The sequence below is a fragment of the Paenibacillus sp. FSL K6-2393 genome, assembly GCF_038002545.1.
Lineage (GTDB): Bacteria > Bacillota > Bacilli > Paenibacillales > Paenibacillaceae > Paenibacillus.
In genome coordinates this window covers 4,280,977-4,293,260 of record NZ_JBBOCU010000001.1, presented here as the reverse complement: position 1 = coordinate 4,293,260, position 12,284 = coordinate 4,280,977, and the positions used below count along the sequence as shown (strand labels likewise).

Sequence of the window (12,284 nt, the reverse complement as noted above, 5' to 3'; positions counted from 1 at the left end):
TCACTTTCATATATCCTACAGGGGCATGACACAAATCGTTCCCCTCTTCCGAACAGGAGGTGCATGAATGTGCCGAGCATGATGCAATTTAGTGCTTCACTGGAGTATAGTTACCGATCCACCAGTACGTTTAACCCAGGCAAGTCAGATGGATTCCATTCACATCCACATTATGAGATTTATTATTTTCATGATGGAGAATGTACCTATATCATAGGAGACCGGGTATATAACTTGGAGCCGGGTGATCTGGTATTAATGCATGGCTTGACTCTTCACCGACCACATCCGAAGCCAGGCAGTGCTTATGAGCGAAGCACACTGCATTTTGATCCGTCTGCCATTCGCAGCAGCCTGCATCCGGACCGTATGGCTGAGGTCTTGAGGCCATTTGAAGAACTCAGAAATTGCCGGGTCAATCTGAAGGGAGATAGTCGCTCTGAATTCGAAGCTCTATTGCATGATCTTCATCGTCTGTCTCAAAGTGAGAGCAATTTCAGGCAAGAGCGAATGAATGTCAGACTGTGTGATCTGTTGTATTTTGTAGCAGAGATCTGCCAGGGCGATGTCCAAGAACAACTTCCCTCATCGGAGAGGGAGCGACATGTCCAACACATTATTCGTTATGTGGATACCCATTATATGAAGGACATTGGTCTGGATGATCTGGCACTGGAATTACATCTGTCCAAGCCATATCTGGCAGGCATGTTTAAGGAAATGACAGGTTTGACGATATTCAAATACCTGTATGACCGCCGTATCAATCAGGCGAAGCTTTTGTTTCAGTTCCAGCCTGAGATCACCGTGACAGAAGCCAGTCGATTGTCCGGTTTCAAACGCCTTTCGCATTTTAGTCGGATGTTCAAACAAAGTGTGGGATGTTCGCCTGATCTGTACCGTACCCAATTGCATCGCCAATCATAGAAGCCTTCTGTGAGCTGACCAGCTTGTCTGGTCGGCTTTTTTTGTTAATTTTCGTTTGAGGAATGCATACCACTGTGTTTAGAGGACACGCAGAACAGGTAAAGAAAGGTAATGAACCCAGAGGAGGCGAATATGAATGAAACAGCGCACACCGGATCAGAATAACAGCGATACCCATCAGGAACAATCCCATGACAATCCTGAACAATATAAGACAGAGCACGAAAGTCTGCTTGACCGACATGAAGAAGAACAGACTGTAGATCCAATTCCGATGGAAGATCTGAATATGGAAGCTCAGGAAGAGAAGAATAAAGATCAGACAAAAAGTAACTCGTCTACGGAAGAGAAATACCGGGCGGATTATCGCAAAAAGACGGGCGAAGGATAATTCCAATTGCTGTTATGGGCAAACTTGTTGAAATGTTTTCGGTGAATGTATATTTAGTGAAAATAAATTAGTTTGTTGACTAATGTATGTTACTATATTATAGTTACTATGTTGGCAATTGAAAAAAAAATTTTGGGAGGCGAATAAGAATGACAACTTTTTTTGATGCGTTGAAAAACAGAAGATCTTATTATGGAATCAGCAAGGAATCTACAATTTCGGATGCTAAAATCCAGGAAATCGTAGAAGAAGCGGTGAAATATACACCAACTTCCTTTAACTCACAAACATCCCGTGCCGTTGTATTGCTCGGTGAACAACATGATAAATTGTGGAATCACACAGAAGAAATTTTGCGTGAAGTAGTAGGTAATGAAGAAGCCTTCAAATCCACAGCAGAAAAAATGACTGGATTCCGCAGCGGATATGGTACGGTTCTCTTCTTCGAAGATAACAATGCGATCGCACAGCTTCAACAAAATTTTGCAGCTTATGCAGATAACTTCCCAATCTGGGCTAACCAATCCAACGGTATGTTGCAACTGGTAATCTGGACTGCTCTGGAGCAAGAAGGTCTGGGTGCATCTTTGCAGCACTACAACCCGTTGATTGACGAGAAAGTGAAGCAAGAATGGAACATTCCTGAGAACTGGAGATTGATCGCTCAGATGCCATTTGGTAAACCAACGGCAGCACCGGGTGAGAAAGAATTCCAACCAATTGAAGAGCGCGTAAAAGTGCACAAGTAAGCTTCGCATTTCCCAACATTTAACCACATACGGCCTCGCTTCAATTTGATACGATGATAGTTGATCGTAATCCAATGAAGCGAGGCTTTTTGATGTGAATAATAGATTAAAAGACATAACAAACCAACGGATATGGAAAATGGCTTTATGCGGGTTATTAACACTTGGATCTGTGGCTGGATACGGCTCCACCGTTCAGGCCGCAACCGTGCAGCAACAATTTCAGGATACGCGCACCAGTTATGCCAAGGATGCCATTACACATCTGGTGGCCAAAGGTATTGCTGCCGGTACGTCAAAGACTACGTTTGAACCGAAGAAAGCCGTTACTCGTGCAGAATTTGCGACGTTTGCGGTGAGATTGCTAGGTTTGAAGCCCGTTAAAAATAATATAAATCCATATCAGGATATAAGCATGAATGCTTGGTATTACGGCAACGTTGCCGCCATGACGAATCTTTTTATTCTGGAGGGTAAGGGTCAGGGAACGTTCCAGCCTAATGCTTCCATTACGCGCGAAGAAGCGGCTGCCCTTCTTGTGCGAATGTTGAAACAACAACCCGTTGAGACATCACTCTTATCTTCAACGTATTTCGACGCAGCGGATATCTCGTACTGGGCACGTCCTTATGTTCAGACGGTATATCAACTTGGTCTAATGCGGGGAAGTGGAGGCATGTTTCGACCACATGACCAGGTAACGCGAGAAGAAGCAGCCGTAATGCTTGATGCCATTTTACAAAAGAAAACATGGTCTGAGCAGTTACAACGTGGAGATGAACTCGGCGTTCAGTTGGGGTGGCAATATAACTCCACTACCGCTGAATTCAAGAAGCAAGTGGAACAGTCTGAAGTGAATACGCTTGTCCCACGCTGGTTTTTCCTGAACAGCAGTATGAAAGTAACAGATCACGCGGACCCGGCATTGATCTCCTGGGCATCCGCCACAGACAGGCAGCTATGGCCATTGCTGGGTAATCGTTCGGATTCGGCACTTACCCATCAGATGTTATCCAGTTCGGCCAACCGAGCGGCAGTGATCTCACAGGTAGCAGCTTATGTCAAAACCTATAAACTGGACGGCATTAATGTGGACTTCGAGAATGTTGATCCTGCGGATCGTGAAGGGTTAACGGCATTTGTGACCTCTTTGACGGCTACGTTGCACGCACTCGGTGCGGTGGTGTCCGTGGACGTTTCGCCAGACCTGGGTACTGATTGGACGGATGCATTTGATTATGCCAAACTGGGCGCTGTATCGGATTATATGGTGCTGATGGGATATGAGGAACACTGGAACGGTGATCCGAAAGCAGGATCAGTGGCGTCTCTTCCATGGGTGGAAAAGGCTTTGGATACCATGCTCTCCGAGGTCGTACGTGCCAAAACAATTTTGGCCCTTCCATTGTATACACGAGACTGGTCTTCCGTGAATCCAGCAACCAGCTCTTGGGACATTACACTGGCAGACCAGGGAATGCGTGCGCATGCTACGGGATCTGTAAGACGATGGGATTCAAGTCTGGTTCAATATATTATCGGGTACAACAGTAATGGTAAGCCAAGATATATATGGGCAGAGGATAGTCGTTCGTTATCAGCCAAAGTGTTAATGAGTGAGCAACGGCAAATCGCTGGACTGGCTTACTGGTATATGGGCGGCGAAACAGCCGATGTATGGAACGCCATTTCAAATGCTTCGCGATTTGAATCGTATAACTTCTAAGCAATCATGAATCTTATAGACCCAAACTCACCGTGATTCCGGCGGATGGTTTGGGTCTCTTTGTTTTGGTATAAGATAAGCAATATGAGGAATCGTTTAAGCTTGGCTGAACGGTTTAATGTATATAAGGACAAACAGTTTAATTAAATTAGATAAATGGAAGTTCAGGAGGAGAAGGAGCATGCGAGAGGTTGATTGCATAATTGTAGGTGGAGGGCTCGCAGGGCTTCAGGCAGCCATTCAGCTTGGACGTTATTCAGCTCATCAGGTGTTGGTAATCGACGCGGGAGAAGGCAGATCGACGTTGTGCCGGACTTATCATAATATCCTCGGTTTCCCCGATGGGGTATCCGGTGAAGAGCTTAGAGAACGAGGCAGGATGCAGGCAGAGCGGACTGGTGTATCTTTTGAGAAAGACCGTATCTTTAAAGCGGAACGTAAGGGAGAAAATATTCAATTATTCGGTACTTCCGGATCTGAATATAGGTGCAAAACCGTATTATTGGCAACGGGGCTCTCGGATAGAGTTCCAGATATTCCGGGATTAACTCCAACGCTGGGCCGAACAGTGTATGTCTGCCCTGATTGCGATGGTTATGAGATTCAGGATCAACGTACGGTACTATTGGGATCTGGTGAAGCAGGTGCCAATATGGCGATGATTTTAATTCAGCGTACGAATGATCTGTTATATATCAATCATGAGCAGGCTCCCATATCTGCAGAGCTGCATCGCAGCATGAAAGAGGCGGGAGTTCGTTATCTGGAAGCGGCTGTCCAGGAAGTGCAACAGATTGAGGATGGTCATATCACCGGTGTTCTGACCGAAGATGGACAGATTTTTGAGTCGGAGCGTGGATTTATCGCATTTGGAGGCAATCGTGTACACTATGAACTGGCGGAGCAGCTTGGAGCTGTAATCGCAGATAATAAACATGTAGAAGCGGATCCGCGCAGCTTGCAGGCAGCAAATAATGTATGGATTGCCGGGGATTTAGGACTGCACGCAGAACAAGCAACCGTTGCGATGGGTGAAGGTTCCATTGCCGCGATCTGGATTCATAAGGCGTTACAGCAGATGACAAAGGATTCACGTTGAATTTCACCTTCAAATATGAGGTTGATTATTTAATGTTCATTACCAAAAAAAGTCCTCCCAAGCCATACATATGGCAGGAGGACTTTTTGAGCTATCTTTTGTTAGGAAGAAAAAGATTACGCTTATTTGTCTGATGAATCCTTTGACTTGGAAGAGGACGTCTTGTCCTTCGATTCATGGGAGAAATCTTTGCGAATGTTGTCCACGATATCGCCAACCACGCCTTCGATCATATCGGTTGGTCCGGGATTATTTTTGTCTGGATGGATAACAGTATTCACTCCTGGTTCAAGTTCATCGTTTGTCTTCTCATGTTTGGTTTTATCACGCATGGGAAATCCCTCCTGGTTCGATATTGTATAAGGTGTTCATTAACATATCCAAACACCGTTACGTATATGTAAACGATTAACCGCTGTAGTTCTTTTGAAACGCGTACTTGCTCATATATAAAAGATATATACAGAATTGAACGAACTGATTAAACTTCTGCAATACGTTTATATTATAGATAACCAATGAGTATCAAAGATTAAATCTCAAAACCAATAAACAACTATTATGCAGGAGGTTATTCAAATGAATGAAGAAAATCATGTAATCCATAAAGATGGCCAAGTTTCAACTGACAAGGTGGACAATGCAATCGAGAAGATTGCGCCGGAAGAAAGAGAACAGATTCTACAGAACTTTGATGCGTTCAAAGAATACCTGGGTAAGCGAATTGCGATGGGTGAATCAATCGGACTAAGTGAGGAGCAGATGGCCAAAATTGCTGAGAAAGTTGCTGACCATCTGGCTGCTAACGAAGAACCCCGTAACCGTGAAGAAAAATTGCTTCAGGAGCTGTGGAATGTCGGCAAGGAAGATGAACGTCACATGCTGGCTCATATGCTCGTTCGTTTGGCACAAAGCTCCACACCCAATCATTAAGATTAGTAAGTTAATAACCCCTGAATGGCGATGCCTTCAGGGGTTATTGCCGTTTACGGAGACTACAGACAGAAGGATGACGCACATTGTAACTATTTTTAATCTGGCTGATACTTTTATAATCTCCCTAACAAGTATGATAGGAAAAGAAAGAACGTTGGAATCGATAGTTCACATGAGCGTTTGAGAAGCAAGACTTCCGGTTAAGGAATAGTAACGTTCATATTAAGGAGAGATGTTACCTATGAAGAACGCGACAAAACAATGGAAACTACGAATGATCGGTGCAGTTGTTGCTTTACTTGGTATGATTGTGCTGACTACATATTTACTTACCCCTGCGAATGCTCAAGGTAGTACGGACGCTCAACAACCTTCTGCGAAAGAAGCTCAAGTTGCAAACTCCGAGATGTTTACAGCCTATGTTGAAGGTATGCACATAGAAGATGGCAAATTGTTTATGACAGTGGACAAGATTGGCTGGTATCAGGGTGAAGAAGCCGATGCGATTTTTGCACAGCGCAATCCGGAAGCAGGTATAGACGGTGCTCCAGATGGTTACTATATTGTCAACGATAGCAAAGAGCAGGAACAAGTTGAGGTTAGTGCCAATGCTGAAGTATTGATGCAGTTGTATGATCGGGATGGTACGATGCAGGGCGCAGACATTCAGTGGAATGAACCTGTAACATTATCCAAGTTCGAATCGTTGTATGAGAATACCCGTATTCTTGATCTGTCCGTATTCCCGTATCATCTGACGGTGCAGGACGGAAAAGTTACTAAAATTGTACAACAATACATCCCATAAAAATAAGATTAAATTCATCATTCAAGCATTCCTCCTGTTCATTGGAACGGTGAGGGATGCTTTTTGGTTATGACAAATTCATGAAAGCGATTGTAATTAATGGTAGGTACATGTATCATTATTGGAATGGCGTTTTTACATAGTTCAGGAGGAGCCTCATGCTTAAAGACATGATTGCATTAACTAAGCCCGGACTTCTAAGGTTAAATGTGTTTGCGGTGGCGGTAGGATTCTGGGTAGCTTCAAAATGGGATATCAACTGGTTATCTCTTCTCATGGTCGTGATTGGATCAACCTTGGTTATTGCTTCAGCTTGTGTAATCAACAATTATTGGGATCGTGAATTGGACCAAAAGATGGAGCGCACCAAAAAAAGGATGGATTACATTAACCATCTGAAGCCAGGGTTTGTACTTGGCTATGGCATTATCCTTGGTATTGTGGGACTAGCAGTACTGTATCTCCTGGTGAATCCGTTATCAGGCTGGATGGCACTGCTTGGATGGTTCGCTTACATCGTGATTTACACGATGTGGTTGAAACGCAGTTCAACGTGGAGCACGTCGCTCGGTGGAATTGCAGGAGCGATGCCGCCTGTCATCGGTTATACGGCTGTAACCAATGAGATTGATGCAGGTGCCTGGTTGCTGTTTGCACTATTATTCTTGTGGCAACCACCACACTTCTGGTCATTGGGTATTCGCCGGGTAGAGGAGTATCGTGCTGCTGGCTTCCCGTTGTTGCCAGTGGTTAAAGGGGTGAAACGCACCAAGTTTCAGATGATTCCTTATGTTTTTCTGCTGCTTCCTGCTGTATTTCTGTTGTATTATTACGACTACGTTGGTCTGGTATTTCTGATTGTATCTCTGGTCGGTGGACTGATCTGGTTCGTGCATACACTTAGCGGACTGAAGACACAGGATGATGAGAAATGGGCAAAAGTAAACTTTCTGATCTCGGTGAATTACCTTATGCTTGTATTTATTGTGATGGTAGCGAATACGGTATGGTCATAATTAGACGATGAACAGATCGTTTTCAGAGAGATTTCAGCTTATGCTATATAAATTGAACTAAACATTTACACAAAACGGAGAGGGCAGAAAAAACCTGAAGAAGCGAAAGCGTTCGCCTAAAAGCTTTCTGAAAGAAAGCTGCATCGAAAGCATACGCTTATCCCCGGATTTTCACCTTTGTTAAAATGATTCGAAAAATTCGGGGATAACAGCGATCGCAAGGTTGTTCTGTCATCGAAGTGTCCAGTGGAAATATGCTTTAGTCCATTTTTTATAACAAGCTGCATCGAATGAAAAAGCACACGATGGAATAGCGTTTGGACAACCTTGAGTTGTTACAACATATTCTCCAGTGTGCTTTTTTGGTATAATAAAACAATTGAATCATATATGTGGAAATTATAATGCAAGATGGGAAGTGACATCATGAGTGATTTGGAACAGGCCGTAGAATGGAGACAAGAAGGCAAGGTGCAGGAAGCGATTGAACTTTTGCAAGAGATTACAGTCCAGGAACCCGAGAATGCGAATGTTTGGTATCAGCTGGCTTGGGCACATGATTCGCTTGGATTGGAGCGGGAAGCTGTTCCGTATTATGAGAAGGCACTGAGTCTTGGACTTTCTGGGGAGGACAGAGCAGGTGCAATACTCGGATTAGGCAGTACATACAGAACGCTTGGACAGTACGAGCAGGCGAAAGTTTGGTTTGAAAAAGGGATGAAAGAATTCCCGGCGTACCGGGAATTTGAAGTTTTCTATGCCATGGTGCTCTATAATCTGGGTGAACATGCAGAAGCGATGCAAAGACTGCTCGTACAACTTGCGGACACATCAAGTGACAAGAGAATCAATGACTATAACAGAGCAATCCGTTACTACGCAGATCAGCTCGATCGGGTGTGGGAATAATCGAATACGTAGAAAAGGGAGATGGATGAATGAACTCCAATCAAGATCTGAAACAGGTAAATGAAAGGTTAGATCAAATTGAGAAAAAGCTGGATAGCTTGGGACGCAACCAGCAGAACAAACGCTCACCTGGCAAGCGCTTCCTGATCGGTTTGGGTATCACAATTGCGGTTATATTTGTACTGCTGCTGACTCTTGGTGTTATCCAATTTGTGAGTAACGGATAGGAGGAATGGATCATACCGACAAAGGTAGTGATTCTCCGAATTTACTTACATAGCCTGGCTGAGCCACTGTTGCACCTCTTCAATGAAACGCCGCGTAGCTGGCGATAGATTAACCAAAGACGGGCAGGCCATGCCAATCGTGCGATAAGGATCTCCAGTGAGTGGTACGAGCGCGAGCGAATCCGTATGATTTTGAAGTACCATTTCCGGCAACAAGCTGATACCCAGACCATTACGGACCATCGCCATGATGGCTTGATCTTCTGCGACTTCATAGACGACATTGAGCTTGGCTGCATGCTGCCGGATCAGCCGTTCAATCTCGTTGTCTCCGCCCCATTTGGGCAGAATAAAGGGTTGCTCCAGCAGAATATCAAACGAAACAGATTCCTCTGAGGCAAGAGGATGATCGAGAGGCAGGATGCACATCATCCTGTCTTTTTGCAATGGGATCGTCTCAAAAGGTGATGAATCGCCGAGGGACAGAAATCCGAGATCGATGGCACCTCCAGCCAGCCAGCCCTCAATCTCAGCATAATCGCCCTCCCACAGCTTGATCTCAATTCCTGGATGACGCAGGCGAAATTGTTTCAGGATGCCTGGCAACCATTGTGTGGAGACACTGGCGAAGGTGCCAATACGCACCGTACCAATCTCCGCGCCGCGAATGAGGGAGATCTCCTGGTTCATGAGTTCCGTCCAGCGCAGAATCTCACGTGTGTATCCCAGAATGCGTTCGCCTTCAGCGGTAACCCGCACCCCGGAGCGGCCGCGATGGAGCAGTGAAAAACCACATTCTGTCTCCAGACTGGCGATGGCATGGCTGACGGCGGATTGGGTGATGTTTAATGCTTCTGCTGCTTTGGTGAGACTGCCATATTCCACAACGGTATTCAATATTTCGTATTTGATCAGTGACATGAACGGTTCAGTTCCTTCCCATTTTGGTTGCATGAGTTTATTTAATATAATCCATTATAAATATTCATTTTAATAATGCAAAGAGATCGTTTATACTTGCCAAGGCGAGTTAGTTTGACGCACGATCACACAGCTCAGAATACATAGAATGAAGGTTGAAGCAAGATGAATGGTGTACAGGTTAATCAAGGTCAGGCAACAAGAAGAGCGGACATACAGATGCTGCTCGCAACGGTTATATGGGGATCATCCTACCTGTTTATGAAATCAGGCCTGGAGTCCATGCAAGAATTGAATCTGGTCGCATTTCGTTTTGGAATTGCCTTTATTGCGGCAGGGCTACTTTTTCATCGGCGGTTGTTTAACATGGATCGCAGAACACTTGTGGCAGGAGCTATTATGGGGACAGCTTTATTTGCTGCATTTGTATTCATCACCTATGGTGTGCAACGAACAACGACATCCCAAGCGGGATTCCTAATAAGTTTGGCCGTTATTTTTGTACCGATCCTGACGACCATCCAGCATCGTCGTATGCCGGACAAACGATTGACGCTCAGTATCCTGGTTGCAGTTACCGGGCTTGGCTTGCTGACGCTTCAGCATCAGCTTAGTCTGCACACGGGGGATATTCTCTGCATACTAGCAGCACTTGTGTATGCCATCTATATAATGATTGCTGGCAAGTTCACACCGAAGCATGATCCATTAACATTGGGGACAGTTCAATTAGGTGTTGCAGCGATGTGGGGAATTGCAGCTACATTTATACTGGAAACGCCACGTATGCCCGCTACGGCTGAATCCTGGGCAGCCATTCTCGGCTTAGGTGTTTTGTGTAGCGGCTTGGGGTATATTCTGCAGACACTCGCGCAGCGTCATGCCTCTCCTACAAGAACAAGTCTGATTTTTTCACTCGAACCACTGTTTGCAGCAGCATTTGCATTTACCTTTCAAGGGGAATCGCTAACGTTGCAAGGATATGCAGGAGCAGCTTTGATGTTGGTCGGTGTTCTGATCACAGAGATCAAACTTCCACAGCCTATCTTCTGGCGCAGAAAACGCCCGGTTTTACAGTCGGAACTTGGGGATCAGGGAGCACCAGGTGTATAATTGGCGGACAAAGGGTCCTTTCGTCATCTTCTATGGAAGGTGGGGAGAGGGTCTTTTTTGGTTATGTCGAATAGCTTGTGAAACAGATAATCAACTACCTAACAAAAACAAAATAACATAACCTTGTTTTGTTGATTTTTGTTTTTTATGCTACACTGAATGGAAAATTAGGAAAAACGGGTGAGTAGGATGGCCAAAAGAGTAACAATGCAGCAAATTGCGGATGCTGCGGGGGTGTCCAAATTCGCAGTCTCCCGTGCGCTGACAGGCAAGCCTGGTGTGAGTGAGCATACACGCGAGATGATTGTCAGAACGGCGGGGCAGCTTGGGTATTTCAGAACTGAGCCTAAGCGTTATCCGGGGGAGACACAGATATCAGCGGAGATGAAGCCAGAAGCGGAGCGACAAGGCACGATATTGATTTTATTTCCCAACATTCGTTCTCAGAATCGGTCCTCCTTGTACTGGGGTCCTGTGTTTGACGGCATTTCTGAGAGGTTGAATGAGAAGGGAATGGATATTTTAACGTTAACAGAACCCTCTTCAGACCGGATGTTCTCGGTCCTTAATCCGGAAGCGATCAGCGGAGTTATTACCGTGGGCACCATCTCGACATCGGTATTGCTGGAGATTTACAGGCTGCGTATTCCGCTTGTCATGGTGGATCATGAAGACCCTGCCATATACGCAGACTCGGTTTTTACGGACAATATGAAATGTATGAAAGAACTGGTTCTCATGCTCATTGGAAAAGGGTATAGAAGGTTCCAGTTTGCCGGGCAACTGCCCGATGCAGCAAGTTTTAGAGAACGCTGGCTTGGATATCGTACGGTGCTGGAAGAGAAGCAGTTGGAGGGGGAACAGCAAGAAGGCTTGCTGGGACCAGAGTATGATCAGATTCGGAGATCCGTTGCTGAAATGGAGCTGGAGGATATCCCTGAAGTTATCGTGTGCGCAAATGACCATACAGCTGTCATTGTCATTCAGGCACTCCAAAGTCGAGGCATTAAGGTGCCTGAACGCTGTGCCGTAACCGGATTTGACAATACCCAGACGGATGAACCCATTCTTGCTTCGGTACATATTAACAAAGAGAATCTGGGAACACGAGCAGTAGATCAGCTGTTGTGGCGGATCAAACACCTGGATGAACCATATGAACGCAAGCTGATCTATTCGGAATTAATTATTCGTGATGAATATAACGCCAGTATACAGTAATGGGATATGAACTTATGGGCTCAATTTAACAATGATCATTAGGGTAAATGAAATTAGGTGAAAGACATGGAGAGGTTAGAGCTTCATGTCTTTTTGGTATGCAGAGATTGTTTAACAAATTAAATTACAAAACAGATTGACTATAAGAAGCATATCGTGTTAATTTTGTTTTGTAAGTTATTTGTTTTTATAATAACAAAACCTAACAAAATAATGTTTACCAACTCTAACAACAATGGAG

At 44.8% G+C, this 12,284-nt stretch carries 14 protein-coding genes; 12 read left to right on the top strand and 2 right to left on the bottom strand.

What is annotated here, in order from left to right; translation table 11 throughout:
- Nucleotides 1-78: 78 nt before the first annotated feature.
- The 5 genes from MHI14_RS18715 to MHI14_RS18695 all read left to right on the top strand — a co-directional run bounded on the left by MHI14_RS18715 (nt 79) and on the right by MHI14_RS18695 (nt 4,892).
- Nucleotides 79-927 carry an AraC family transcriptional regulator gene (locus MHI14_RS18715; protein WP_249911808.1) on the top strand — a complete coding sequence of 283 codons (849 nt, stop codon included), beginning with the start codon at nt 79-81 and terminating at the stop codon, nt 925-927.
- 136 nt (nt 928-1,063) lie between these two features.
- Nucleotides 1,064-1,318: a hypothetical protein gene (locus tag MHI14_RS18710; RefSeq protein ID WP_133384427.1), complete on the top strand. Its 255-nt coding sequence runs from the start codon at nt 1,064-1,066 to the stop codon at nt 1,316-1,318.
- Between the two features lie 149 nt (nt 1,319-1,467).
- Nucleotides 1,468-2,067 carry a nitroreductase family protein gene (locus tag MHI14_RS18705; RefSeq protein WP_036670536.1) on the top strand — a complete coding sequence of 200 codons (600 nt, stop codon included), beginning with the start codon at nt 1,468-1,470 and terminating at the stop codon, nt 2,065-2,067.
- Between the two features lie 94 nt (nt 2,068-2,161).
- Nucleotides 2,162-3,793 (top strand): S-layer homology domain-containing protein, encoded by a 1,632-nt coding sequence (locus tag MHI14_RS18700; RefSeq protein ID WP_341130997.1) that lies wholly within the window; start codon nt 2,162-2,164, stop codon nt 3,791-3,793.
- 181 nt (nt 3,794-3,974) lie between these two features.
- Nucleotides 3,975-4,892 (top strand): NAD(P)/FAD-dependent oxidoreductase, encoded by a 918-nt coding sequence (locus MHI14_RS18695; RefSeq protein ID WP_341130996.1) that lies wholly within the window; start codon nt 3,975-3,977, stop codon nt 4,890-4,892.
- A 122-nt stretch (nt 4,893-5,014) separates the two neighbouring features.
- Here the strand turns inward: MHI14_RS18695 and MHI14_RS18690 are convergent, their stop codons facing one another.
- On the bottom strand, nt 5,015-5,224 hold the full coding sequence (locus MHI14_RS18690) for a hypothetical protein (protein ID WP_091031540.1): 210 nt from the start codon (nt 5,222-5,224) through the stop codon (nt 5,015-5,017).
- Between the two features lie 247 nt (nt 5,225-5,471).
- Between MHI14_RS18690 and MHI14_RS18685 the strand changes: the two genes are divergently transcribed.
- From MHI14_RS18685 to MHI14_RS18665, 5 genes are all read left to right on the top strand, one after another.
- Nucleotides 5,472-5,825 (top strand): DUF3243 domain-containing protein, encoded by a 354-nt coding sequence (locus tag MHI14_RS18685; RefSeq protein WP_091031537.1) that lies wholly within the window; start codon nt 5,472-5,474, stop codon nt 5,823-5,825.
- 244 nt (nt 5,826-6,069) lie between these two features.
- Nucleotides 6,070-6,636 (top strand): hypothetical protein, encoded by a 567-nt coding sequence (locus MHI14_RS18680; protein ID WP_091031535.1) that lies wholly within the window; start codon nt 6,070-6,072, stop codon nt 6,634-6,636.
- Nucleotides 6,637-6,794: 158 nt separating this feature from the next.
- The gene (cyoE, locus tag MHI14_RS18675; protein ID WP_091031533.1) at nt 6,795-7,652 is read left to right on the top strand and encodes a heme o synthase; all 858 of its coding nucleotides are present in this window, start codon (nt 6,795-6,797) and stop codon (nt 7,650-7,652) included.
- Nucleotides 7,653-8,078: 426 nt separating this feature from the next.
- Entirely contained in the window at nt 8,079-8,561 is a 483-nt protein-coding gene (locus MHI14_RS18670; protein WP_339309193.1) for a tetratricopeptide repeat protein, read from the top strand.
- 29 nt (nt 8,562-8,590) lie between these two features.
- The gene (locus MHI14_RS18665) at nt 8,591-8,788 is read left to right on the top strand and encodes a hypothetical protein (protein ID WP_091031528.1); all 198 of its coding nucleotides are present in this window, start codon (nt 8,591-8,593) and stop codon (nt 8,786-8,788) included.
- Nucleotides 8,789-8,833: 45 nt separating this feature from the next.
- Here the strand turns inward: MHI14_RS18665 and MHI14_RS18660 are convergent, their stop codons facing one another.
- On the bottom strand, nt 8,834-9,709 hold the full coding sequence (locus MHI14_RS18660; protein WP_133384432.1) for a LysR family transcriptional regulator: 876 nt from the start codon (nt 9,707-9,709) through the stop codon (nt 8,834-8,836).
- Between the two features lie 165 nt (nt 9,710-9,874).
- Here MHI14_RS18660 and MHI14_RS18655 point away from each other — a divergent pair, with 165 nt between their 5' ends.
- Both MHI14_RS18655 and MHI14_RS18650 read left to right on the top strand, forming a co-directional pair.
- Entirely contained in the window at nt 9,875-10,822 is a 948-nt protein-coding gene (locus tag MHI14_RS18655) for a DMT family transporter (RefSeq protein WP_091031522.1), read from the top strand.
- Between the two features lie 207 nt (nt 10,823-11,029).
- Complete coding sequence (locus MHI14_RS18650) at nt 11,030-12,043, top strand: LacI family DNA-binding transcriptional regulator (RefSeq protein ID WP_341130995.1); 1,014 nt, start codon at nt 11,030-11,032, stop codon at nt 12,041-12,043.
- The last annotated feature ends 241 nt before the right edge of the window (nt 12,044-12,284 follow it).

Bases quoted from the DNA above. Each gene is read 5' to 3' on its own strand.
- MHI14_RS18715 (WP_249911808.1), top strand. From the start codon at position 79: ATGATGCAATTTAGTGCTTCACTGGAGTATAGTTACCGATCCACCAGT.
- MHI14_RS18710 (WP_133384427.1), top strand. From the start codon at position 1,064: ATGAAACAGCGCACACCGGATCAGAATAACAGCGATACCCATCAGGAA.
- MHI14_RS18705 (WP_036670536.1), top strand. From the start codon at position 1,468: ATGACAACTTTTTTTGATGCGTTGAAAAACAGAAGATCTTATTATGGA.
- MHI14_RS18695 (WP_341130996.1), top strand. From the start codon at position 3,975: ATGCGAGAGGTTGATTGCATAATTGTAGGTGGAGGGCTCGCAGGGCTT.
- MHI14_RS18690 (WP_091031540.1), bottom strand. From the start codon at position 5,224: ATGCGTGATAAAACCAAACATGAGAAGACAAACGATGAACTTGAACCA.
- MHI14_RS18685 (WP_091031537.1), top strand. From the start codon at position 5,472: ATGAATGAAGAAAATCATGTAATCCATAAAGATGGCCAAGTTTCAACT.
- MHI14_RS18680 (WP_091031535.1), top strand. From the start codon at position 6,070: ATGAAGAACGCGACAAAACAATGGAAACTACGAATGATCGGTGCAGTT.
- cyoE (WP_091031533.1), top strand. From the start codon at position 6,795: ATGCTTAAAGACATGATTGCATTAACTAAGCCCGGACTTCTAAGGTTA.
- MHI14_RS18670 (WP_339309193.1), top strand. From the start codon at position 8,079: ATGAGTGATTTGGAACAGGCCGTAGAATGGAGACAAGAAGGCAAGGTG.
- MHI14_RS18665 (WP_091031528.1), top strand. From the start codon at position 8,591: ATGAACTCCAATCAAGATCTGAAACAGGTAAATGAAAGGTTAGATCAA.
- MHI14_RS18660 (WP_133384432.1), bottom strand. From the start codon at position 9,709: ATGTCACTGATCAAATACGAAATATTGAATACCGTTGTGGAATATGGC.
- MHI14_RS18655 (WP_091031522.1), top strand. From the start codon at position 9,875: ATGAATGGTGTACAGGTTAATCAAGGTCAGGCAACAAGAAGAGCGGAC.
- MHI14_RS18650 (WP_341130995.1), top strand. From the start codon at position 11,030: ATGCAGCAAATTGCGGATGCTGCGGGGGTGTCCAAATTCGCAGTCTCC.